This is a genomic window from Actinomadura rifamycini DSM 43936 (assembly GCF_000425065.1).
Classification (GTDB): Bacteria; Actinomycetota; Actinomycetes; order Streptosporangiales; family Streptosporangiaceae; genus Spirillospora; species Spirillospora rifamycini.
This window is the reverse complement of the sequence record NZ_AULB01000023.1, coordinates 124,810-146,156: the sequence shown is the minus strand read 5'-3', so window position 1 is coordinate 146,156 and position 21,347 is coordinate 124,810. Positions and strand designations below refer to the sequence as shown.

Sequence of the window (21,347 nt, the reverse complement as noted above, 5' to 3'; positions counted from 1 at the left end):
GGTGAAATGCCGCCTCTGTCGTGCCAACGACCTTCCCTTCCGGTTCTCCCCAACTCTAGTTGGGGCCCTGTCCGGAAGATCCGTGGCACCTCAGGCCGGCCGAGATGGACGATGAGATGGGCCAGCAGGCCGTCGACGCCCACCGGTGTGGGCTCCGGCCAGCTCAGGTGGCATCGAGCGGGATCGAAATAGAGGCCGTGCAGCACCGCGTCGCGTGTCGCACCGGTGCGGTGGACGACTCCGGCGGGCAGCCATAGGGCCCGGGTGGGCGGGAGCACCCAGTGGGCGTCCCCGACGGCGACACCGACGACGCCGCGCCGCGTCCAGGCGAGTTGATGGTGAGTGTGGCTGTGCGGGGCGATCCATTCGCCGGAGGCCAGAGGGAAGTGCCCGACCACGATCGCGCCTATCCCGGGTGGGACGGTGCCGTCTCCTGCGTCGAGCATGCGCTCCAGGCTATGTCCTCAATGCGACATGGTGCGGCCTCGTCGCGGATAGTGGCCACGGCCGCCGCTGCATAGCGTCCGTCGCATGCCCGTAGATCAACTTCCCGGAAGTCTCGGTCGCCGCCGTCCGGCGCTGGTGGTGCTGTGCTTCGTCCAGTACATGCTCGTCCTGGACGACACGGTCGTGAGCGTCGCGCTCCCCAGCATCAAGGAGGACCTGGGGTTCGGAACCACTGGTTTGGCATGGGTCGCCAACACGTACTTCCTCGCGTTCGGCGGTCTCCTGCTGCTGTCCGGCCGTGCGGCCGATCTCCTGGGTCGTCGCCGTGTCTTCCTCGGCGGCGTGGCGCTGTTCGGCGCGGCCAGCCTCGTCTGCGGCATCGCCCACGAACCCTGGCAGATGCTGGTCGGACGCTTCACGCAAGGCATGGGCGCCGCCATGGCGAGTCCCGCCGCGCTGTCACTGATCGCACTGCTGTTCCCCGGTGAACGGGAGCGCGCCAAAGCACTGGGCGTGTGGGGCGGCATCGCGGCCCTGGGCGGCACCTCGGGACTGGTGGTCTCCGGAGTGCTGACCGACCTCGCATCCTGGCGCTGGATCTTCCTGATCAACCTGCCGGTCGCCGTCATGGCGCTCGTGCTGGTGCCGCACCTGGTCAGCGAGAGCCGGTCCGTCCGCCGAACGTCTCTGGACGTCCCCGGCGCGGTCCTGGGCACGGCGGCCGCTCTGGCCCTGGTCTTCGGGCTGCTCCGGGTCGGGGAAGCAGGGCCGAACGACCCGGCCTTCCTCACGTCCATAGTGCTCGCCGCGGTACTGGCCGTTGCCTTCTTCACCGTGGAGACGCGCACGCCGGAGCCGCTGGTGCCGCTGCCGTTCCTGGCCGTCCGAACCCGTGCGGCGGCCAATGCGGCGACGTTCCTGTTCTCCGCCGCCTTCTACGCGATGGCCTTCCTGCTGATGCTTCACCTGCAAACCGTCATGGGTTACGGACCGCTGGAAGCCGGCGTCGCCTATCTCCCCTACGGCGCCGGGCTGCTCGTGGCGATGTGGCTTGCTTCCCGGGCGGTGCCGCGTCTCGGGGTGCGCCCGACCCTGGTGCTCTCCTTTCTGATCAGTGCGGCAGGCTTGCTCCTGCTGTCAAGGATCGCGCCGGGCGACGGCTATGCCGTCGGCGTGCTGCCGGGCATGCTCGTCACGAGCGCCGGTTGCGGGCTGAGCCTGCCCGCTCTGACGGTCGCCGCCGTCGCCGGGACCACGGAAGACAACGCCGGGCTCGGCTCGGCCGTCTTCAGCTCCGTCCAGCAGCTCGGTGGCGCGGTGGGACTGGCGGCACTCGTCACCTTGGCCGTCCGCCATGACGGCACATCGTCCGATCCGATCACTAGCCACACGAACGTCCGCAATTCTCGGTCAGCAGAGGAGGTTGGGCTACCCACGGCCGTGGCCGCCGTGAACAGGGGCACGATGGTCGCGTGGACGCGTTTGTACAGATCTTTCAGTGCGTCATTTCTCTGCGCCCGGGGTGGGTGGGATGTGGGCTTTGATCTGGGCGCGGGCGTGTTCGCATCCGGGGAAAGGGTGCGGGCAGGTTAGGGCGTGCTCGATGAGGTCTTTGGCGGCCTGCGCCCGGTCGATGCGTCGCTGCAGTTCCGCGACGTGGCGCTGCAGTGCCTCGCGGTGGTCCATCGGGTTCGGGGTGGACAGCAGCGTGCGCAGTTCTCGCAGCGTGAAGCCGGCCTCCTTGCCCATGAGGATCAACGCGACGCGTTCCAGGTCGGACGGCTCGTACGTGCGCCGACCGCCCGTGCGTCGCGCGGGTTCCAGCAGGCCCATGCTCTCCCAGTGCCGCAGTACGTGCGCGGCGAGCCCGAACCGTTCCGCGAGCTCACCGATGGCCAGCCCATCGCTTGACTTCATGTGCACATTAACCTGCACGCTGACCGCATGATCAAGCGATCGATCGCCGTCACCCGCGTGGTCAATTCCTGCGTGCTGCTGGAGCTGGACGGCCATGCCGTCCTCACCGACCCGTGGTTCACCGAACGGTGGTGGCTGCGCCGCGGGGAGCCGCTGGGCCTGCGGATCGGGGACCTGCCGCCGCTCGCCGCCATCGTCGTCACGAATCTGGCCACCAACCATTGGGACCTGCGCGGACTACGGGACCTGGCGGCCAGGGAGACCACGCCGCTGTACGTGCCGACGTCCGGTATGGCCCGCCGCGCCAGGAAGCTGGGGTTCCTGCGCGCCGAGCGCCTGGAGGCGGGACGCTCCGTCGACATCGCCCCCGGGGTGTCCATGGAGGTGGTGCCTTCGGGACGGACCCTGGTGTGGCCGAACAACGCGTACGTGTTCGGCGCGGCGGGCGGCCGGGTGTTCTTCGGGGGCGAGATCGCCGACGTCGCGCCGCTGGAGCGGTACCGGGCGGAGCGGCCGCCGGTGGACCTGGCCCTGCTGCCGGTCAACGGGCTGCGCCCGCCGCTCGGCCCGCGCCTGGTGATGGGCCCGGACGAGGCGGTCACCGGGGCGTCCGTGCTCGGGGCGCGGGTGCTGGTGCCGGTGCACGAGGCCCACGGGCACGACCCGCTCTCGTGGATGTTCCGCACCGGCGGCACCGCCCGCGACGCGGGCGCGATCGCGGCGCGGACGTCCGGCCCGGACCTGGCCGTGGCCGACCTGCCGACCGGCGAGCGGTGGGAGATGCCGCGCTGAGCCCGTGCCCGGCCCCGCCGCGTCGCGCGGCGGGGGCGGGGCGGCGGGTTGCTAGGGAAGGGCCGGGACGGCGGGGGGCTCGTTCGTCCATACGGCGTCGAGGTAGTGGACGGTGCTCTTCGCTCCGTTCTTGCGCTTCGCGTCGGCGGTGACCTGCTCGGCGAGGACCCGGGACGTCTCCGGGTCGATGATCAGCCGGATCCGGGTGCCGCCGGACTGCGGGGTGGTCTGCGTGAACCGCACCGCGACGCCCTTGCGGCCGAGCCCGTCGGTGGCCTTGCCCGCGGAGGCGACGCCGGGCAGGTCGGCCAGGACGCGGAACGCGGCCGCCCGCACCCCGGGCTCGACCGGCTGCCGGGTGAGCAGGCCGACGAACGCCTCCAGCAGGTAGCCCTCGCGGGTGATCGGTGCCGAGCCCGACTCGGCGTCCGGCGCGATCCGCGGGACGTTGCGTTCCGCGAGCGCCTTCAGCTTCCCGGGGTCGGACGGGAGGTTCCGCAGTTCCGCCGGGGACGGGTCCGGGCCCAGGACGGTCGGGCCCGAGGGCCGCGGCCCCTTCGCCCTGCTCAGCCCGGTGGCGGGCGAACCGTCCGTCGGCCGGTCCGTCCGGAACGCGACCCAGCGCCGGCCGTCGGCGGTCGTCCAGGACGCTTCGACGTGCGTGCCGTTCGCGAGGCCGACGGTGGCGACCTTCCAGTACTTCCCGCTCGCGGGGGCCCCTTCGGCCTTCTCCGCGGCGGCGAGCATGATCGTCTGCGCGGACGGGGCCCGCACGGCGGGCGCCGGGCCGCCGTCCGCGGGGAGGGCCACGGTCGCCACGCCGATCGCCGCGGCGGCCCCGGCGGCGAGGCTCAGCCCCCACACCGGACGGACGCGGCGTGCCCGGGGCCGGCGCGTCCGGTGCGTCCGGTCGCTGCGCATGTGGTCCTCCAGGCGGGCCCGCGCCTCGGCTCCGGCGCGCGGGCCGGGGCCGGGCAGGGCGGTGTAGCGGTCGTGGAGCAGCTTCATCTCATCCATGGGTCGTCGCCTCCTGTGCTTGGGCGCCCAATGCCTTGCGGAGTTTGCGCCGCGCGCGGTTGACGCGGGATCCGACGGTGCCGACCGCGATGCCCAGCGCCGCCGCGGTCTCGAGGTAGCTGAGCTGCGCGCACGCGACCAGCAGCAGCGCGTCGCGGTCGCCGCGCGACAGGCCGGACAGCCCGCGCGCGAGATCGGGGCCGAGCTGCTGCGCGCTCACCCGGTCGGCGATCCGGTCGGCGTGGTCGCCGGAGCCGTCCGTCCCGGCGGCCCGGCTCAGCGCCCGGTAGTGCCGCGTCTCGCCGCGGCGGTGCCGGGAGATCAGGTTGGTCGCGATGCCGTAGAGCCACGGGCGCGCGTCGGGCCGCGCCGTGTCGTAGCGGTCCCGCCTGTCGAACGCGGCGAGGAACGTCTCCGCCGCCAGGTCGTCAGCGGCCGCGTGGCCCAGCCGCACGGCCGCGTACCGGTGGATGGCCGGGAAGTAGCGGTCGAAGATCTGCCCGAAGCACTCCGGCTCGTCGCGCGATCTGGCGATGATCGATGCGTCGGTCGCACCGCCGCTGTCGGGGGCCTCCTGCGGGCCGGGGTGGGTCACTGTCATGCATCCGGCGCCTTTCTCGGAAAGGGAATCAGCGCTGATTGCCCGATCCCGAGGTTCTTCTTCTCGCCGGAGTCGCGCGGGCCGCCGGGGGGCCGGTCAGAAGCGGAACGCCTGGACGAACCGGTCGAGGAGCTCGGGCTCGCCCTCGACCCGGACGCCGCCGTCCGCGAGTGCCTGCCGCGGGGTCATGGCGCCGGTCAGCAGGGCGTGGACGGCCTGGTCGCGCTGCCGTTCGATGACGAGATCGGGGTCCGGGTGCGGGCCGATGCCGACCGTGAGGGCTCCGGCGGTGATCTGGATGCGGAGGGTGAAGTCGCCCATGCGCACCTCGTAGCCGACCGTGGCGTCCCTGGCCGCTTCCGGACGGTAGGTGGTGCGGAAGGCCATCGCCACCGATTCGGCGGTGACGGTCTCGCCGGGCCGGGGCTCGGTCATCGTGCGGGCGCCCCAGCGGCCGAGCGCGATCAGCGCCGGCTCCAGGTCGCGTCCGTAGCCGGTGAGCTCGTAGACAACCGCGCGTTCGGGGTGGGGCAGTGCGCGGCGGACGACCAGGCCCGCCTCTTCGAGCTGCTTGAGCCGCGTCGAAAGGATGTTGGTCGGGATGGTCGCCAGCCCCTTGCGCAGGTCGGTGTAGCGCTTGGGCCCCGACAGCAGGTCGCGGACGATCAGCAGCGTCCAGCGTTCGCCGATCATCTCCAACGCGCGGGCCAGGCCGCAGAACTGTCCGTACTCACGAGCCGCCATGCTGCACATCCTACATTGAGCTTCGATTGACAAAGCGTGCTTGCAAAAGACAAGCTTGCTTCCGTTCGTCGGCGGCCCGCCGGCACCCGTCCGGTCGGCCGCCTTCGCCGCCGGCGTGCTCGAACCGGTCCACCGGCCCGCCTCTCCGCGCGAGAACCACCGATCAAGGAGCTTTCATGACCCACACGATGCGCCCTCAGGCCGCCACCGTCCGCTCCGTGCGCGCCGCCCGTCCGGCGACTCGTCCGCTGCTGGGCTCCGCGATGCTCGCGGGCCCGCTGTTCCTCGCGGCGGGCGTGGCCCAGGGGCTGCTCCGGAACGGCTACGACTTCACCCGCAACGCCATCAGCCAGCTCAGCCTCGGTGACCTGGGCTGGATCCAGAAGACCAGTTTCGTGCTCACCGGCGTGCTGATCATCGCGGGCGCGGCCGGGATCCGGCGGGTGCTGGACGGCGGACCCGGCGGCACCTGGGCCCCGCGGCTCATCGCCGTGTTCGGCGCCTCGTTCCTGGTCAGCGCGGTGTTCAGCGCCGACCCCGGGGCCGGCTTCCCCGCCGGCACCCCCGACGACGGCACCGCCGCGCTCAGCACGAGCGGCACCGTCCACATGCTCGGCGGCATGGTCGGCTACCTGGCGCTGTGCGCGGCGTTCCTCGTGCTGGCCCGGCGCTTCGCGGCCCAGGGCCGGCGCGGCTGGGCCGCGGCCTCCCGGATCGTCCCGGCGGCGGTCCTGGCCGGTTTCGCCGGGTCCGCCGGCAGCGTGCTGGCCTTCACCGCGGGGGCGGCGCTCGGCCTGGTGTGGCTTACCGCGACGACCGCGCGGCTCGCCACCGCGCCGCCGGCCGAACGGTGACGTGAAGACGTCCAGGAAAGGAGACACATCGTGATTTTTGTTGCGGGTGCCACCGGCAACGTGGGCTCGGAGGTCGTGCGCGCGTTGACCGCTGAGGGCGCGCCCGTCCGGGCGCTGGTCCGCGAACCGGGGAAGGCCCGGCTCCCGGCGGGGGCCGAGGCGGTGTCCGGGGACCTCGACCGGCCCGACACCCTGACGGACGCGTTGCGGGACGTGCGGGCCGCGTTCCTGCTGCCCGGTCACGCCGACATGCCCGGCCTGCTGGCCGAGGTCCGGCGCGCCGGCGTGGAGCACGTCGTGCTGCTGTCGGGCGGTTCGGCCGGGAGCGGTGACATGACCAACGCGGTCACGCGCTACATGGCGCTGTCCGAGGCGGCCGTCCGGGAGTCGGGAGTGCCGTGGACGTTCCTGCGGCCGAGCGGCTTCATGTCCAACGCGCTGCGGTGGCTGCCGCAGATCCGGGCGGGGAACCGGATCCGGGTCCCGTTCCCGGACGTGGCGGTGGCGTGCGTCGACCCGTTCGACCTGGGCGCGGTCGCGGCGCGGGCGCTGCTCGGCGACGGGTACCGGGGCGAGATCCTCTGGCCGACCGGACCGGAGGCGCTGCGGCCCGCCGAGCAGGTCGCCGTCCTGGCCGGAGTGCTCGGGCGGGACCTGCGCGCGGTCGGACTGTCGAACGAGGAGGCCCGCGCCGAGATGACCGCCGCGATGCCGGCGGAGTACGTCGACGCGTTCTTCGACTTCTACGTCGGCGGCTCGCTCGACGAGTCGGTCGTCCGCCCGACCGTCCTGGAGGTCACCGGCCGCGCGCCCCGGACCTTCGGGGAGTGGGCGAAAGCGCACGCCGACGGCTTCCGCCGGTGAGCGCGGCGATCGGTTCCGCGCCCCGGCGGCCGCGGCGCCTGCTCGTCGCGTCCGTCGCCGCCGCGGCGGCTCTCACTCTCTCGGCGGGCTGCGGCGGCGCCGACGAGCCGCCGGCGGCGGCGAGGACGTCCACGCAAGCGGTGTCGGGGCTGCTGCCGCCGGTGCGCGCCTACGTCGACGCCGTCGCGGACGAGGATCTCGACGCGCTCGCCGGAGCCTTCGCCGAGGACGCCGTCCTGATCGACGTCGGCCGCCGCTTCGACGGCCGCGACGCCATCCGCGCCTGGGCGGACGCCGAGGTCATCGGCGGGACCCTCACGGTGAGCGAGATCGTCGAGGACCGGCCCGGCCATCAGCGCCTGCTGGTGCGTTTCGCCCCCGGAGGCACCGGCGGTTTCGCGGCCCACTACGCCTTCACCGTTTCCGGTTCGGCCATCACCAGGGCCGAACTCACCTACGCCGACTAAGCCAACGCGAGGAATGAGTCATGAGCACCCCCCAGAAAGTCACCTTCCCCAGCGCAGGTGTGTCCTTGACCGGACGTCTGTTCCTGCCCGACGGCGGCGCCCCGGCGCCCGGCATCGTGGTCGCCGGGACCTGGACCAGCGTCAAGGAGTTGATGGCCGACCGGTACGCCGAACGCCTCGCCGACCGCGGCTATGCGGCACTGTCGTTCGACTTCACCGGCTTCGGTGAGTCGGGCGGCGAGCCCCGCGACGTCGAATCGCCGGAACTGAAGGTCCGCGACATCCGCAGCGCCGTGACGTTCCTGGCCGAGCACCCGTCCGTGGACGGCGCGCGGCTCGGCGCGCTGGGAGTGTGCGCGGCGGCGATGTACATGAGCGCCAACGCCGCCGACGATCCCCGCGTCCGGTCCCTGGCGCTGGTGGCGCCCTGGCTGCACGACGCGAAGCTCTGCGCCGAGAACTACGGCGGCGACGCGGGCGTCGCCGCCAAGATCGATGCCGCGGAGAAGGCGCGCGCCCGGTACCGGGAGACGGGCGAGGTCGAGTACGTGCCGATGGTCAGCGGCACCGACCCGCGCGCGGCCCTGCCGATGGAGGTCGACTTCTATCTCAACCCGGACCGCGGGGGCATCCCCGCCTGGCCCAACCGGTTCGCCGTCATGGCCTGGAAGGACTGGCTGACCTTCGACTCCATCGCCCTGGCCCCCCGGATCACCGCTCCCACCGTCCTCGTGCACAGCGAGGACGCCGCGATCCCCGACGGCGCGCGCCGCTTCCACGCCGGACTCGCCGGCCCCAAGGACCTGGTGTGGACGGACGGCGTCCAGTTCGACTTCTACGACCAGGAGCCGCAGGTCACCTTCGCCGCCGACACCGCCGCCGCCCACTTCGCCGCCACCCTGTGACCGTCCAGGGCACGTCTGGAAAGGACCCCATGTCCACCTCGGAGATCATCGAAACGTGCACGCGCATGGCGTGGCACGCCGACCAGCGCGAATGGGACCGGCTCAGCGCCGTCTTCGCCGACGAGGTCACGCTCGACTACACCAGTCTGAACGGCGGTGAGCCCGCCATGCTGACCCCGCGGCAGATCATCGAGGCGTGGTCGGCCACGCTCGGCGGCTTCGACGCCACCCAGCATCTGATCACCAACCACCTCGTCGACATCGACGGCGACCGCGCGGTCTGCACCGCCGCGTTCCAGGCGACCCACCGCCTGGCCGACCCGCACGGTGCCCCGCTGTGGACGCTCGGCGGCACCTACCGCTTCGACCTCGTTCGCACTGCCGGGGGATGGCGGATCACCGGCGTCGTCATGACCGCGACCTGGGCCGACGGCAACCGGAACCTCCCCGCGCTCACCGCCGCCCGCGCCTGAGCCGCGCCGGGACCCGCCGCGCGCCGCCGAGCCGGGGTCCGGCCGCGTCGCCGGCGTGGCGGGGCGGCCGGCCCCCGGCTTCGCCGGCCCTCACCGGCGCCGGTTTTGGGCGGCTGCTACCGTGACGACTTACTACAAGTGTAGATGTCGCCGGTGCCCGGTGTCGGTTCCCCTTCGCCGGCAGGCGCGTCCTGCGAGCGAAGTTCGGGTGGGTTGGGGCCATGGCCACGGTGAGCGCGTGATCGGCACGCTCGGCGGGAGGCGGCGGGACGATGCGGCGAGGCGGCCGCGGCGGAGCCGCCCGCCACTGATCACGGACATGCGCGGGGACGCGCGGGCCGCGGGCGGGCCCGGCGCGAAGGTGTTGCGGTTCGCGGCCGGCGACGTGGTGATGGTGTCCGGGCTGCCGGGCAGCGGCAAGAGCACGCTGATCCGGCGGACGGTGGCGGCCGTGGACGGGGACGGCGAGCCGGTGCGGTGCGTCGACTCGCAGGACGTCCGGCAGGCGTGGGAACGGCGGCTGCCCGCCTGGGTGCCGTACGAGGTGTACCGGCCGGGGGCCCGGATCGTCCATTACGTCCGGCTGGAGCGGGCGCTGCGGCGCGGCCGCAGCGTGGTGGTGCACGACTGCGGCAACCGCGGCTGGGTGCGCCGTTGGGCGGCCTGGAGGAGGCGCGACCGCGGGAGTGCGGTGCACCTCGTGCTGCTCGACGTGCCGCCGTCGGTGGCGGTGGAAGGCCAGAGGTCGCGGAGCAGGACCGTCCCGGGCCGCGTTTTCTCCCGCCATCGCCGCGGCATCGGGCGGCTGATGTCCCGCGTGGCCGAGGGACGGCCGCCCGGCGGCTGCGCCGCGGTGGTCCTGCTGGACCGGCGCGCGGCCGACGAGCTGCACGAGATCGGGTTCGGATGAGCCGCCTTCGCGGAGCGCCGCGCCCGGGCCGTTGAACACCCGCCCGCGGTTGATGACCCCCGCTCCCCCGGGGGAGGGAGGCCGTTCCCCACGGCGGGGGATCACCCGGGCCCGCGGCTTCGCGATCGTTGGACGGGACGAACCCCCGGCTTAGGAGAACGCGATGACCGCGACGCGACCGATCCCCGCGACCGCGACCGACACCGCGCCGAAGTCCCGCCGACACGCTCCCCGCTGGGCGGTCCGGTGCGCGTGGATCACCGTCCTGTGCACGGTGCCTTCGGGCCTGTGGCGGATGGCGCTCGGCGTCGGGGCGGACGTCGGCTTCACCGGCGAACTCGGCGAGATGTACACGGGTGTGGACATCATGGTGTACGTCCTTGCCTTGACCGTGGTGTCGCAGGCCGCGGCCATGCTCACCCTGGGACTGGTCCGGCCGTGGGGCGAACGTGTGCCGCGGTGGGTCCCGTCCCTGGGCGGCCGGCGGATCCCGCCCTTGGCGGGCATCGTCCCGGGCGTCCTCGGCGGCGTCGCGGTGACCGGCCTCTGCCTCGCCCTCGCCCTGGCCCCGGACGGCCCACTGGCCAACCCCGAGTTCCCGCAGGGGACCGCGGGCCTGGTCATGAACGTCTGCTACGCCCCGCTGCTGCTGTGGGGACCGCTGGTTCTGGTCCTCACGGCGCACTACGCCCGCCGCCGGTCGGCCGCCTCGGCCCCGGCGTGACGCGCGCACCGGCCGCCGTGGACGGGGATCAACCGCTCGCCGCGGTGGTCAGGGTGATCGCTCCGCTGTCGGTCCGGGCGGTGATCGAGCGCGGGGCGGCGGCGTCCTCGGGGACGTCGGCGCGGACGTCGCCGCTGCCGCTGGTGGCGGTGACCTTGTAGGCGGTGCGCGGGACCGCGACGCTCACCTCGCCGTTCTCGGTCGTCACCGCCACCCGGCGCGGCGCGGTCGCGAAGGAGAGGGCGACCCCTCCGTTCTGCGACGCGGCGGAGACCTGCTCCGACCGGGTGGAGGAGGAGCGCACCTCGCCGTTCTCGGTGCGCAGGTCGAGGGGCCCGGCGGCGCCGGTGACCGCGATCGCGCCGCTGGTGGTGCGGATGCCGAGCGCGGCGGTGAGGCCGGTGGCCGAGACCCGCCCGTTGTCGCCCTCGACCCTCAGGGCGAGGCCCCGCGGGACGAGGACCTCGTAGCGCACCGCGCAGCCGCCGATGAGCGCGCCGCAGTCGGTGGCCAGGGTGAGCCGGTCGCCGTTGAGCTCCCAGGACGCGGCCGGTTCGCCGCCGACGAGCGCCCACCGGTCGAACCGGCGCGTGATCTGGACGCGGTCCACGTCGGCGGGCCGGACGTCCAGGTCGCCCTCGTCCTTGACGATCGTGAGGCGGTCGCCGACCGGGCCGAACGAGCGCCGCTCCGGCCGGGCGTCGTCGGCCGAGGCGCCGCAGCCGGCGAGGGCCGCGAGCAGGAGCGGAGCTCCCGCGAGCGGTGACAGGACGCGGCGGAATGAGGTGGTCAACGGACCTCCAGGTTCGATACCTAAAGTATTGAATACTTTGAGTATGCTACGGTCCGGGCATGACCGACAACCCAGGACCCGCCCGGCGGGTCCCACGCGAGGAGGTCCGGCGGCGGCTGCTGGCCGAGGCGGTGCGGGTGTTCACCGAACGCGGCTACGACGACGCCCGGATCGAGGACATCGCCCACGCCGCCGGCTTCACCAAGGGCGCCGTCTACTCCAACTTCGGCGGCAAGCGGGAACTGTTCGGCGCCGTCCTCGGCCAGGGCGCCGAGGACGAGCTGGCCACGGTGACCGCCGAGATCGGCGGCGGCGGGACGGACGCGTTGATCGAGCGGATCGCCGCGCTGATCACCGCCCGGATCGTCACCGACACCGGGCACGGCCAGCTCGGCCTGGAGTTCGCCGCCCGCGCCGCCCGGGACGAGGAGACCCGGGCCGTACTCGCCCCGATGCGCCGCGCGCAGCGCGACAACGCCGCCCGCGCCGTCGCCGAGGTGTCCGACCGCACCGGCGCCGGCCCGGCCGTTCCCGCGGAGCTGGCCGGGCTGATCCTGCACTGCCTCACCAACGGCCTGGTCAACGAGCACCTCGCCGACCCCGAGGGCGTCACCGCCGACGTCATCGAGCGGGCGTTCATCGCCGTGCTGACCGCGCTGCTCCCCCCGCCCGCCTGAGAGGACCCCCGTGTCGAAACTGCTCTACCGGCTCGGGCGGAACGCGTTCCGCCACCGCCTGCGCTTCCTGGCCGCCTGGCTGGTGCTGCTGTCGCTGGGCGGTGGATACAGGCGGGGGCGGTCGGGCGCGGTGGCGGGTCAGGTGCGGTCGCGGGCGGCTTCGAGGCGGTGCAAGGTCAGCCGGAGCCAGGCGATGTAGGACGCCGTGGAGGCGTAGCCGTGCTCGTGGGCGAGCGTGTGCACCTCCCACGCCCAGCCGGCGTCCAGCTCGGGGATCTGCGGTTCGATGTCCCGGCGGTGCTCCAGGACGGCCGACTGCCCGTCGTGCTCCAGCCGGTACTCCAGCTCGGTGCGGACGACCGCGATGGCGATCTCCGGATCGAGCTGGCCGCCGAACACGAAACGCAACTTGAAGTCGGGATCCATGGGGCGAGGCGACGGCTCGTAGGGTGAGCGGGCCCACTCCAGCAGCGCCCGGCGGCCCGCCCCGGTGAGCGAGTACACCTTGGCGTCCGGCCGCCCGGAACGCGGATCGACCTCGAACTCGACCCAGCCGCGCTCCACCAGCGCACCGAGCCGGCGGTAGATCTGCGGGAGCTGCACGCCGTAGCCGAGGTACCGGCCCCGGCCCTCCATCCAGCGGCGCAGGTCATACCCGGACAGCCGGCGCAGCGCCAGCATGCCCAAGATCACGTAGTCGAGCTGCATACCCCTTATTCCTATATTCTTTGGAACTTAGCAGTGACAATGGCGTCAGCCCCGGCCGGTGTCAAGGTCCCAGGCGCAGCGGAAACCGGTGTTGCCGCCCGAGGCGTCCCGGTCGTTGGCCGTGCGCGCCGCGACGCGGTAGCGGTTGCAGTACGAGTCGTGGCACAGGTACGAGCCGCCGCGCATCGCCTTGATCTCCGCGGCGCCGTCCGTCCACGCGTCGGCGCACCATTCCCACACATTGCCGGACACGTTGTAGAGGCCGAAACCGTTGGGCCGGAACGCGTCCACGGGGGCGGTCCCCCGGTACCCGTCGGCGGCGGTGTTCCTGGTCGGGAACCGGCCCCGCCAGATGTTGCACCGGTACTCGCCGCCCGGGTCCAGCTCGTCGCCCCACGGGTAGCGGCGCCCCTCCAGCCCTCCTCGGGCGGCGTACTCCCACTCGGCTTCGCCGGGCAGCCGCGCCCCCGCCCACCGGCAGAACGCCTGGGCGTCGTTCCAGGACACGTGCACGACCGGGTGGTCGGCCCGTCCGTCCAGCGAACTGCCCGGCCCTTCCGGACGCCGCCAACTCGCCCCGGACACCCCGCACCACCAGGGCGTCCGCTCCGGCCGGGGGGAAGCCCGGCGGAGTTCGGCGGGCAGGAACCCGGCGAACACGTAGGACCAGCCGATCCGCTCGGCGTCGCTGACATGACCGGTGGCCTCGACGAACGCGGCGAAGCGCCGGTTGGTGACCGCATAGGCGTCGATCCGGAACGGCTCGACGCGCACCCGGCGCACCGGCCCCTCCCCGTCCTCGGGGAACCCTTCGCGGTCATCGGTCCCCATCAGGAACTCCCCGCCGGGCAGGACGACCGCCGCGTCCGGGCCGGCCCCGCCGCCGGGCAGCCGCGGCGGCGGGGCCGGCGCCCCCGTCTCGGGACCCGGCGACCGCTTCGCGGTCGGCAGGCAGCAGGCACGCGTATCGGGACCACTCATCAGCCGCTCCTCCAAGACTCCTTATGTTCTAACGTACATAGAGGCGATGAGAAGCGCGATAAAGAGTGCGGGACCGGCGGCCGAGCGGGTGCTCTTCTCCCGCCCGCCGTTGGCCGCGCGCAGGGCCGTGTCGTCGGCGGGGCGAGCCGGTGGGCGCCGGCTCCCCGGCCTTGCACAGGGCGGCGATGGAGTCTATGAATTGGGCCCGTTTCCACTGTCGGGGTGGGCGAGCAGTGAGGTGCCGGGGGTAGGCGATGGGTGACGTGCGGGTGGAGATCGACGGTTCGATCACCACGATCTGGATGGACCGGCCCGAGCGGCGCAATGCCGTCGACAGGGGCATGGCCGCGGAACTGCGGGCGGCGTTCGAGGGGTTCGAGGCCGATCCCGGGCAGCGGGTGGCGGTGCTGGCGGGCACCGGCGGCACGTTCTGCGCGGGCGCGGACCTGACGGCGGTCGACGACCCCGAGCGCGCCAACGAGCTCGATCCCGAGGGAGGCGGCACCGGCCCGATGGGGCCCACCCGGATGCGGTTGAGCAAGCCGCTCATCGCGGCGGTCGGCGGGCACGCGGTCGCGGGCGGGCTGGAGCTGGCGCTGCTGGCGGACCTGCGCGTCGTGGAGTCCGACGCGGTGATGGGCGTGTTCTGCCGCCGCTGGGGGGTGCCGCTCATCGACGGAGGCACGGTCCGCCTGCCGCAGGTCGTCGGGCTGGGCCGGGCCCTGGACATGATCCTCACCGGACGGCCCGTGCACGCCGATGAGGCGCTGGCCATGGGCCTGGCCAACCGCGTGGTCGAGCCGGGCCGGGCGGTCGAGGCGGCGCGGGAGCTGGCCGGGGAGATCGCGGCCTTCCCGTTCGCCTGCGTGCTGGCCGACCGGGCCTCGACCTACGCCGCCCTCGACCTGCCGCTGGCCGAGGCGCTGCGGGCCGAGGGCGCGGCGGGCGCCCCCGTCGTCGCCCGCGAGGGAGCGGCCGGCGCCGCCCGGTTCGCCGCCGGCGCCGGCCGGCACGGAGCCTTCACCCGGGAGGGGACCGCCCCGTGAGCGATGGGGCGGGCCGGCTCACCTCTCCGACGGGCCTCCGGGTTCGTCGTCGACTGCGGTCGCTGGCCTTGCTGGAGTCGCTGAACATCCCCCTGCAGGCCGGGGTCTGGTTCGGCGTCGTCGGCGTGCCGGTGACGGCGGCGAACACGGTGGGCTTCGCGCTGTTCGCGCTCCTGCTCGTGGTGGGGGCCGGGTACTGGGCGGCCAAGCTCGGGCAGATCTCGGCGCCCGGCGCGCCCCTGCCCTGGGCCGGGGGCTTCGCCGCCTTCCGGGGAGCCTGCGTCCTGCTTCTCGCCGCCGGACTGGTGTTCATCGCCCGGGAGGTCGTCGCCGATCCGGGAACGGCGACATGGCCGGGACTGGGCTTCGGACTGTTCGCGGTCCTGGAGTATGTGAACTACTTCCGCGTGCAGCTGATGTACGACACCGTCGAGGATCTGCGCTACCTGCGCTCACATGGCCTGCGCCGCGCGCACCTGGCCCGCGATCTCGCCGCCCACCGCAAGGCGGTTTATGCGCGAAAACAGGAAACCGTAAATTCAAGATGATCCGCCGAGTTGCGGTGTATCGGAAATCGCGTCTTCACGGAGTGCGTTTCCCTGGAGGGGAGGCGATTTCGGTGGCTTCTTCGGTGAGAGATCGCGGTGTCGGCGGCCTGCAGGGGGCCTCGGTCACGCGGGCGGCACGCCGCTGACCTCGCCGAACCGTGAGCTTGATCGGCGAACCGGCGGGGGCGCCGATCTTGAAAGCGGAGCCGGTTGCTTCCTTGCCTTCCGTCAAGTGTCTTTGTGTGGTTATGGTGGGGTAAGAGGACCAAGTCCTCGTTCGGCGGCCTTGCTCAGGAAGGGAAGCGGTCCCGCCGCAGCCTCGACAGTGATGGAACTCACCCGAAATTTTGATGGTCCCCTGGATTTTTTCGACCCGGCGCTGAACTCAGCCCCGTTTCCGGTGCTCGCCGTGGACGGGACGGGGGCCGTCACGCGGCTCAACAAGGTGGCTCGCTCCGTGCTCGGCGGGGTGCTGAAGGGCCGGGCGCCGGAGTGGCTGGCCGAGGCCCGCCACGTGTCGGCCGCCGGTCCCGTCCCCGCCCGCGCGGACCGCGCCCTGCCGGAGCCGGTCGCGCACGGGCCGATCGGCGACCGGTTCTTCGCGGCCCATGCGGTGCCGGACGCAAGCCCCGCCGACGCGTCCCGGGGCCACTCGGCCGGGACGGTCTGGTGGCTGTCCGACATCACCGAGAGCCGCCGGCTGGCGCGGGAGCTGGCCGCCGAACGCGAGCGGACGTCGTTCCTGGCGGATGCGTCGAGCCAGTTGCTCGCGTCGCTGAACCTGGAGCGGTGCATGGAGGTGACCGCGCGGCTGGCCGCGCGGCGCCTCGCCGACGCGGCCTTGGTGATCGCTCCGGGGTCCGGGCGCTCCCATCCCGTCGCGTACTGCGGCCCGGACGGCGAGGTGGAGCATCAGATGCTTCGCGTGGACCCGGCGGAGGTCCCCGGGCTCGCGGAGGCGATGCGGGGGTTCCCGCCGGTGCCGTCGCGCTGGATCGACCCCGCCGCCGCGCCCGCCTGGGTCGCCCGCGAGGACCTGGGCGAGCTCACCGCCGTCGTGGTGACCGCGCTGCCCGGGCACGGGTTCCCGGCCGGGGCGCTGGTGCTGCTCCGGCGGGGCGGGCGGCGCGCGTTCTCCGAAGGCGAGGAGATGGTGACGCGGCAGTTCGCGGCGCGCGCCGGGGCGGCCATGTCGGCCGCCCGCGTGTACGCCGAGCAGGCGTCCATCACCGACACGTTGATGCGCGAGCTGCTGCCGCCGCGGCGGGCCGAACTGCCCGACGCGGAACTGGCGGCGCGGTACCGGCCCTCGGGCGACGGCGAGCGGGTCGGGGGCGACTTCTACGACCTGTATCCGGCGGCCGACGACCCCGCGGCGGCGCCGGAGTCGCTGGTGGTGCTGGGGGACGTGTGCGGCAAGGGGCTGGAGGCCGCGGTCCTCACCGGCAAGATCCGGAACACGCTGCACGCTCTGGTGCCGCTGAGCGGGGACCACCAGCGTGTCCTGGAACTGCTGAACGGGACGCTGCTGAGCGGCCACTCGACCCTGTTCGTCACCCTCGTGCTGGCCTCGCTCCGCCGGGAGGGCGAGCGCCTGCGGCTGCGGCTGACCAGCGCGGGCCATACCGCTCCGCTGATCGTGCGCGCCGGGGGCGAGATCGAATCCGCCGACACGCGCGGCTCGCTGATCGGGGTGCTGGACGACATCACGTCCACGACCGCGACGGTGCTGCTGGACCCGGGCGACACGTGCCTGCTGTACACCGACGGCATCACCGAGGCGGTCGGCGGCCCGCTGGGCGACGAGATGTTCGGCGACGACCGGCTGCGCGAGGAACTGCGGGGCTGCGGCGGGATGCCGCCGGAGGCCCTGGTCGAGCGGGTGCACATGCTCGCCGCGGAGTGGGTCGGCTCCGGCGTGCACGACGACATGGCCGTGGTCGCCGTCACCGCCCCGCGGCGCTTCCGCACCAGCGCGGCCGAAGACCGGGAACCTGGGAGGTTCACTACGTGACCCGCACCGCAGACAAGCCGTCCGCCGAGTTCGACGACCGGGCGGGGGCGCTCTGGGACGCGATCGTCCGCGGCGACGAGTACGCCGCCGCCGACGCGGTGGCGGCGGCCCTGGACGAGGGCGCCGACGCCGAGACGCTGCTGCTGGACGTCATCGCACCGGTGCAGGCCCGCGTGGGGCGCGAGTGGGCGGCGAACCGGCTCACCGTCGCGCAGGAGCACACCGCCACCGCGATCAACGAACGGGTGATCGGGACGCTGGCGCACCATCCGGCCGTCCGCCGGGCCATGGAGCGGCACCGCGGGGCACCGCGCGGCCGGGTGGCGGTGGCGTGCATCGACGGCGAGTGGCACGCGCTGCCCGCCCGGATCCTGGCCGAGGTGCTGCGGCTGCGCGGCTGGCAGGTCGACTACCTCGGGGCCCAGGTGCCGACGCCGCACCTGATCGCGCACGTGCACCGCACGAACCCGGCGGTGGTGGCGCTGTCGTCCTCGATCGCCACCCGGCTGCCGGCCGCGCACGCCGCCATCACCGCCTGCCAGGTGACCGGGACCCCGGTCATGGTCGGCGGTGCCGCGTTCGGGCCGGGCGGCCGGTACGCGTCCCGGCTCGGCGCGGACGCCTGGGCCCCCGACGCCCGCGCCGCCGCCGCCCGGCTGGCCGCGGGGCCGCTCCCCCAGCCGCCGCCCGTCCACCGGGCCGTCGACGATCTCCCGCATCTCACCGATCAGGAGTACACGCACGTCACGCGGACGGCGCCGGAGCTGGTGCGCCGCGTGCTGGCCGAGCTGGAGTCCCGCTTCCCGGCGATGGCGGACTACACCGACCGGCAGCGGCGCCGCACCGCCGAGGACATCGCCCACATCGTCGACTTCCTCGGTGCCGCCCTCTACGTGGACGAACCGGACCTGTTCAGCGGATTCACCGCCTGGACCGCGAGCATCCTGGTCGCGCGCGACGTGCCCGCCCACAGCCTGCTGCCCGCCCTGGACCTGCTGGCGGAGCGGCTCGTCGACCACCCCCGCGCCGTCGGCATGCTGGCACGCGCGCGGGACGCCGTCCGGTCGCCGCTGCCGGAGCCCACCGACCTCCCGCCCGGCGGCGCGAGCGACGTCCTCGCGTGACGCCCCCCGCCCCCGGTGCCCCGTGGCGCGTCTCTGCCGAACTTTCACCGATCCGAGCGCGCTCACGCGCCCACGCCGGCCGCGGCGCTCGGGAAGAACGGGGACCCGGCGCAAGTTAGCGACACCGTGTTGATATGTTGCCGACATGATGTCGACAAAGACGCGGGTGTGGGGCTGATGTTCCTCGCCGTTCGCGAGCTGCGGTTCGCCAAGGTCCGGTTCGGGCTGATGGGGGCCGTGGTCGCATTGATCGCGATCCTCATGGTCATGCTGTCCGGGCTGTCGGTGGGGCTGGTCAGGGACGGGGTGTCCGGGCTGCAGGAGCTGCCGGTCACCTCCTTCGCATTCGAGCGCGGCGTCCAGCACGACTCCGCCTTCTCCCGGAGCGTGGTGGAGACGTCCGCCGTGGACGCCTGGCGCGGACGGCCGGGTGTGGCGGAGGCCGCGCCCTACGGCAACACGCTCATCAACGCCAAGAGCGACCGGGGCGTCGACATCGACCTCGCGCTGTTCGGGGTGGCACCGGACTCCTTCCTCGCCCCCGAGGTGAGCGAGGGCTCGCGGCTGGACGCACCGGACGGCGTCGTCGTCAGCGGCACGGCCCTGGACGCCGGCCTGCGCGTCGGCGACACGATCACCGTCGACCGCCTCGGGACGAAGCTGCGCGTCGTCGGCGCCATGGCGGGGCAGCACACCTTCGGGCACGTCGACGTGGCCTACGCGCCCCTGCCGACCTGGCAGGCGATCAAGGCGGGGGCGGCGCCGGGCGACGCGGTGCCCGCGAACGCCGCCCGAGAGATCACCGCGGTGGCGGTGCGCGCGGAGCCCGGCGCGTCGGTCGACCTCGCCGCGGCGGACGCGGCCGCCGGCACCGAGAGCCTGACCCTGGAGGAGTCCTACGGCGCCTCCCCCGGCTACACGGCCGAGACGTCCACGCTGCAGCTCATCCAGGGGTTCCTGTACGCGATCTCCGCCCTGGTCGTCGGGGCGTTCTTCGCCGTCTGGGCGATCCAGCGCCGGCACGAGGTCGCCGTGCTGCGCGCGATGGGCGCGTCCAGAAGCTGGCTGCTGCGCGACGCGCTCACGCAGGCGTTCCTCCTGCTGCTGGCCGCCGTCGCGACCGGCGCGGCGATCGGCGTCGGCCTCGGCTCGCTCATCACCGGCGGCGGAGTTCCGTTCGCGCTCAGCGCGCCCGGCATCACCGGCGCCGCCGCGGGACTCGTGCTGCTCGGGCTCGTCGGCGCGGGCATCGCCGTCGCCCGGATCGCGTCCATCGACCCGGCCACCGCCCTGGGAGGAAACCGATGACCGGCCAGACCACGCCGACCGCCGGGCCGCAGGAGGACGGCGCGACCGCGCCCGGCCGTCCGGGACTGGTCCTGGACGGCGTCTGCCTCCGGCACGGCGACGGCACCGAGACGGTGCAGGCCCTCGACGACGTCGATCTCACGGTGCGCGCCGGAGAGCTGGCCGCCGTCGTCGGCCCGTCCGGCGCCGGCAAGTCGAGCCTGCTCGCGGTCGCCGGCGGGCTCGCCCGCCCGGACCGGGGCACGGTCACGGTGGCGGGGGTCGACATCACGGCGGCCGGGACGCGGGCCAGGGCGCGGCTGCGGCGGGAGCACATCGGGTTCGTCTTCCAGACCGGCAACCTGGTCCCGGCGCTCACCGCGCTGGACCAGCTCCGGCTGCCGCTGCGGTTCCGGCCGCGCGGCGCGCGCACCGGGCGCGACCCGCGCGCGCTGCTGGAGGACGTGGGAATGGCGGACAAGGCCGACCGGCACCCGCACCGGCTGTCCGGCGGGGAGCGGCAGCGGGTCGGCATCGCCCGGGCCCTGGTGACCGGGCCGAGCGTGCTGCTCGTCGACGAGCCCACCGCCGCCCTGGACCGGGCGCGCAGCCACGACATCGTCCGGCTGCTCGCCCGCGAGTCGCGGCAGCACGGTGTGGCGGCCATCATGGTGACCCACGACCATGACGTCCTCGAACACTGCGACACGGTGTACGAGATGATCGACGGGCGCCTCACCGCACTCGCCTGACGCCCCGGGGGCCGGGCCGTCCGGCGGGTACGGCGGACCGGGGGAAGGGGGCCGCGTGCCGAGGATCCAGGCGCCGACCGTGGCGGAGCACCGGGCGGCGCGGCGGGCCGCCCTGCTCGACGCCGCCCGCGACCTGCTGTCCGCGGAGCCCGAGCGGGCGCCCAGCCTGGCGGACGTCGCCCGCCGGGCCGGGCTCGCCCGCTCCAGCATGTACGCCTACTTCACGTCCCGCGACGACCTGCTCGACGCCCTCATCGTCGACACGTTCCCGCGCTGGTCCGCCTACGTCCGGGCGCAGATGGAGAAGGCCGGGACGCCCGGCGACCGGGTCCTGGCCTACGTCCGCGCCAACCTCCGGATCGTCGCCCGCGGGGACCACGCGCTGGCCCGCGCCCTCGCGGCCACCGGCCGCACCGACACGCTGGCCAACTCCAGCCGCCTGCTGCACGACGAACTCCAGACGCCGCTCCGCGCGGCCCTCGCGGACCACGGTGCGGCCGACCCCGCCCGGACGGCCGAACTCGTCCAGTCGATCGTCTACACCCTGAGCCGGATGATCGAGGAGGGCCTGGCCGAACGCGCCGCCCGCCGCCTCGCCGACGAACTGCTCGCGCCGTACCTGCACTCCGCGGCGGCGCCTCCGGCGTGACGGCCGTCCCCGCCGGTCACCGGCTCGGTCGGCTCACGGGGTGCGGCCGCTGG

Annotated in this window: 25 protein-coding genes; 17 read left to right on the top strand and 8 right to left on the bottom strand. The window is 73.8% G+C overall.

Annotation, left to right across the window (positions count from 1 at the left end; translation table 11 throughout):
- The coding region (locus H505_RS49170; RefSeq protein WP_211238535.1) for an AraC family ligand binding domain-containing protein at positions 1-446 on the bottom strand (446 nt) is incomplete at its 3' end.
- A gap of 85 nt (positions 447-531) precedes the next feature.
- Between H505_RS49170 and H505_RS43725 the strand changes: the two genes are divergently transcribed.
- Complete coding sequence (locus H505_RS43725) at positions 532-2,040, top strand: MFS transporter (RefSeq protein ID WP_084550653.1); 1,509 nt, start codon at positions 532-534, stop codon at positions 2,038-2,040.
- Here the strand turns inward: H505_RS43725 and H505_RS52755 are convergent.
- A complete protein-coding gene (locus H505_RS52755; RefSeq protein ID WP_084550662.1) occupies positions 1,951-2,364 on the bottom strand; it encodes a MerR family transcriptional regulator in 414 nt (137 codons plus the stop codon). The two genes, H505_RS43725 and H505_RS52755, sit on opposite strands and share 90 nt — an antisense overlap.
- A 27-nt stretch (positions 2,365-2,391) precedes the next feature.
- Here H505_RS52755 and H505_RS0122575 point away from each other — a divergent pair, with 27 nt between their 5' ends.
- The gene (locus tag H505_RS0122575) at positions 2,392-3,156 is read left to right on the top strand and encodes an MBL fold metallo-hydrolase (RefSeq protein ID WP_026403797.1); all 765 of its coding nucleotides are present in this window, start codon (positions 2,392-2,394) and stop codon (positions 3,154-3,156) included.
- A gap of 51 nt (positions 3,157-3,207) precedes the next feature.
- On the opposite strand, the gene H505_RS0122570 is transcribed toward H505_RS0122575, so the two are convergent.
- The 3 genes from H505_RS0122570 to H505_RS0122560 all read right to left on the bottom strand — a co-directional run bounded on the left by H505_RS0122570 (position 3,208) and on the right by H505_RS0122560 (position 5,518).
- A complete protein-coding gene (locus H505_RS0122570; RefSeq protein ID WP_026403796.1) occupies positions 3,208-4,173 on the bottom strand; it encodes a CU044_5270 family protein in 966 nt (321 codons plus the stop codon).
- The gene (locus tag H505_RS0122565) at positions 4,166-4,774 is read right to left on the bottom strand and encodes an RNA polymerase sigma factor (RefSeq protein ID WP_051301042.1); all 609 of its coding nucleotides are present in this window, start codon (positions 4,772-4,774) and stop codon (positions 4,166-4,168) included. Before H505_RS0122565 ends, H505_RS0122570 begins: the two co-directional genes overlap by 8 nt.
- Positions 4,775-4,870: 96 nt before the next feature.
- Entirely contained in the window at positions 4,871-5,518 is a 648-nt protein-coding gene (locus H505_RS0122560) for a winged helix-turn-helix transcriptional regulator (protein WP_026403794.1), read from the bottom strand.
- A 176-nt stretch (positions 5,519-5,694) separates the two neighbouring features.
- On the opposite strand from H505_RS0122560, the gene H505_RS0122555 reads away from it, so the two are divergent.
- The 7 genes from H505_RS0122555 (at position 5,695) to H505_RS43710 (ending at position 10,715) form a co-directional block, all read left to right on the top strand.
- Positions 5,695-6,372: a DUF998 domain-containing protein gene (locus tag H505_RS0122555; protein WP_026403793.1), complete on the top strand. Its 678-nt coding sequence runs from the start codon at positions 5,695-5,697 to the stop codon at positions 6,370-6,372.
- Between the two features lie 30 nt (positions 6,373-6,402).
- Positions 6,403-7,236, top strand: a complete 834-nt coding sequence (locus H505_RS0122550; protein ID WP_026403792.1) for an NAD(P)H-binding protein — start codon at positions 6,403-6,405, stop codon at positions 7,234-7,236.
- Positions 7,233-7,703: a nuclear transport factor 2 family protein gene (locus tag H505_RS47955; protein ID WP_051301041.1), complete on the top strand. Its 471-nt coding sequence runs from the start codon at positions 7,233-7,235 to the stop codon at positions 7,701-7,703. The genes H505_RS0122550 and H505_RS47955 overlap by 4 nt, the downstream gene beginning before the upstream one ends.
- 20 nt (positions 7,704-7,723) lie before the next feature.
- Positions 7,724-8,608 carry an alpha/beta hydrolase gene (locus tag H505_RS0122540; RefSeq protein ID WP_026403791.1) on the top strand — a complete coding sequence of 295 codons (885 nt, stop codon included), beginning with the start codon at positions 7,724-7,726 and terminating at the stop codon, positions 8,606-8,608.
- A 29-nt stretch (positions 8,609-8,637) separates the two neighbouring features.
- Entirely contained in the window at positions 8,638-9,081 is a 444-nt protein-coding gene (locus H505_RS0122535) for a nuclear transport factor 2 family protein (protein WP_026403790.1), read from the top strand.
- A gap of 319 nt (positions 9,082-9,400) precedes the next feature.
- Positions 9,401-9,991: an AAA family ATPase gene (locus H505_RS43715; protein WP_084550647.1), complete on the top strand. Its 591-nt coding sequence runs from the start codon at positions 9,401-9,403 to the stop codon at positions 9,989-9,991.
- 163 nt (positions 9,992-10,154) lie between these two features.
- A complete protein-coding gene (locus tag H505_RS43710; RefSeq protein WP_034519257.1) occupies positions 10,155-10,715 on the top strand; it encodes a hypothetical protein in 561 nt (186 codons plus the stop codon).
- Between the two features lie 28 nt (positions 10,716-10,743).
- On the opposite strand, the gene H505_RS0122520 is transcribed toward H505_RS43710, so the two are convergent.
- Positions 10,744-11,508, bottom strand: coding sequence for a DUF4097 family beta strand repeat-containing protein (locus tag H505_RS0122520; protein ID WP_051301039.1), 765 nt, complete (start codon positions 11,506-11,508; stop codon positions 10,744-10,746).
- A 59-nt stretch (positions 11,509-11,567) separates the two neighbouring features.
- On the opposite strand from H505_RS0122520, the gene H505_RS0122515 reads away from it, so the two are divergent.
- Complete coding sequence (locus H505_RS0122515) at positions 11,568-12,185, top strand: TetR/AcrR family transcriptional regulator (protein WP_026403788.1); 618 nt, start codon at positions 11,568-11,570, stop codon at positions 12,183-12,185.
- 138 nt (positions 12,186-12,323) lie between these two features.
- Here H505_RS0122515 and H505_RS47950 read toward each other — a convergent pair whose 3' ends face one another.
- A complete protein-coding gene (locus H505_RS47950; protein ID WP_051301038.1) occupies positions 12,324-12,893 on the bottom strand; it encodes a PadR family transcriptional regulator in 570 nt (189 codons plus the stop codon).
- Positions 12,894-12,938: 45 nt separating this feature from the next.
- Positions 12,939-13,874 (bottom strand): formylglycine-generating enzyme family protein, encoded by a 936-nt coding sequence (locus H505_RS0122505; RefSeq protein WP_084550660.1) that lies wholly within the window; start codon positions 13,872-13,874, stop codon positions 12,939-12,941.
- Positions 13,875-14,128: 254 nt separating this feature from the next.
- Between H505_RS0122505 and H505_RS0122500 the strand changes: the two genes are divergently transcribed.
- The 7 genes from H505_RS0122500 (at position 14,129) to H505_RS0122470 (ending at position 21,294) form a co-directional block, all read left to right on the top strand.
- Positions 14,129-14,920 carry a crotonase/enoyl-CoA hydratase family protein gene (locus H505_RS0122500; RefSeq protein WP_026403786.1) on the top strand — a complete coding sequence of 264 codons (792 nt, stop codon included), beginning with the start codon at positions 14,129-14,131 and terminating at the stop codon, positions 14,918-14,920.
- A gap of 68 nt (positions 14,921-14,988) precedes the next feature.
- On the top strand, positions 14,989-15,468 hold the full coding sequence (locus H505_RS0122495) for a hypothetical protein (protein WP_026403785.1): 480 nt from the start codon (positions 14,989-14,991) through the stop codon (positions 15,466-15,468).
- A gap of 409 nt (positions 15,469-15,877) precedes the next feature.
- Complete coding sequence (locus H505_RS43700) at positions 15,878-17,482, top strand: PP2C family protein-serine/threonine phosphatase (protein ID WP_245592606.1); 1,605 nt, start codon at positions 15,878-15,880, stop codon at positions 17,480-17,482.
- Positions 17,479-18,606, top strand: a complete 1,128-nt coding sequence (locus H505_RS43695) for a cobalamin B12-binding domain-containing protein (RefSeq protein WP_051301036.1) — start codon at positions 17,479-17,481, stop codon at positions 18,604-18,606. The genes H505_RS43700 and H505_RS43695 overlap by 4 nt, the downstream gene beginning before the upstream one ends.
- A 177-nt stretch (positions 18,607-18,783) precedes the next feature.
- On the top strand, positions 18,784-19,914 hold the full coding sequence (locus H505_RS0122480) for an ABC transporter permease (protein ID WP_026403784.1): 1,131 nt from the start codon (positions 18,784-18,786) through the stop codon (positions 19,912-19,914).
- A complete protein-coding gene (locus tag H505_RS0122475) occupies positions 19,911-20,645 on the top strand; it encodes an ABC transporter ATP-binding protein (RefSeq protein ID WP_034519254.1) in 735 nt (244 codons plus the stop codon). Before H505_RS0122480 ends, H505_RS0122475 begins: the two co-directional genes overlap by 4 nt.
- 55 nt (positions 20,646-20,700) lie before the next feature.
- Entirely contained in the window at positions 20,701-21,294 is a 594-nt protein-coding gene (locus H505_RS0122470) for a TetR/AcrR family transcriptional regulator (RefSeq protein WP_026403782.1), read from the top strand.
- Positions 21,295-21,347 lie beyond the last annotated feature (53 nt).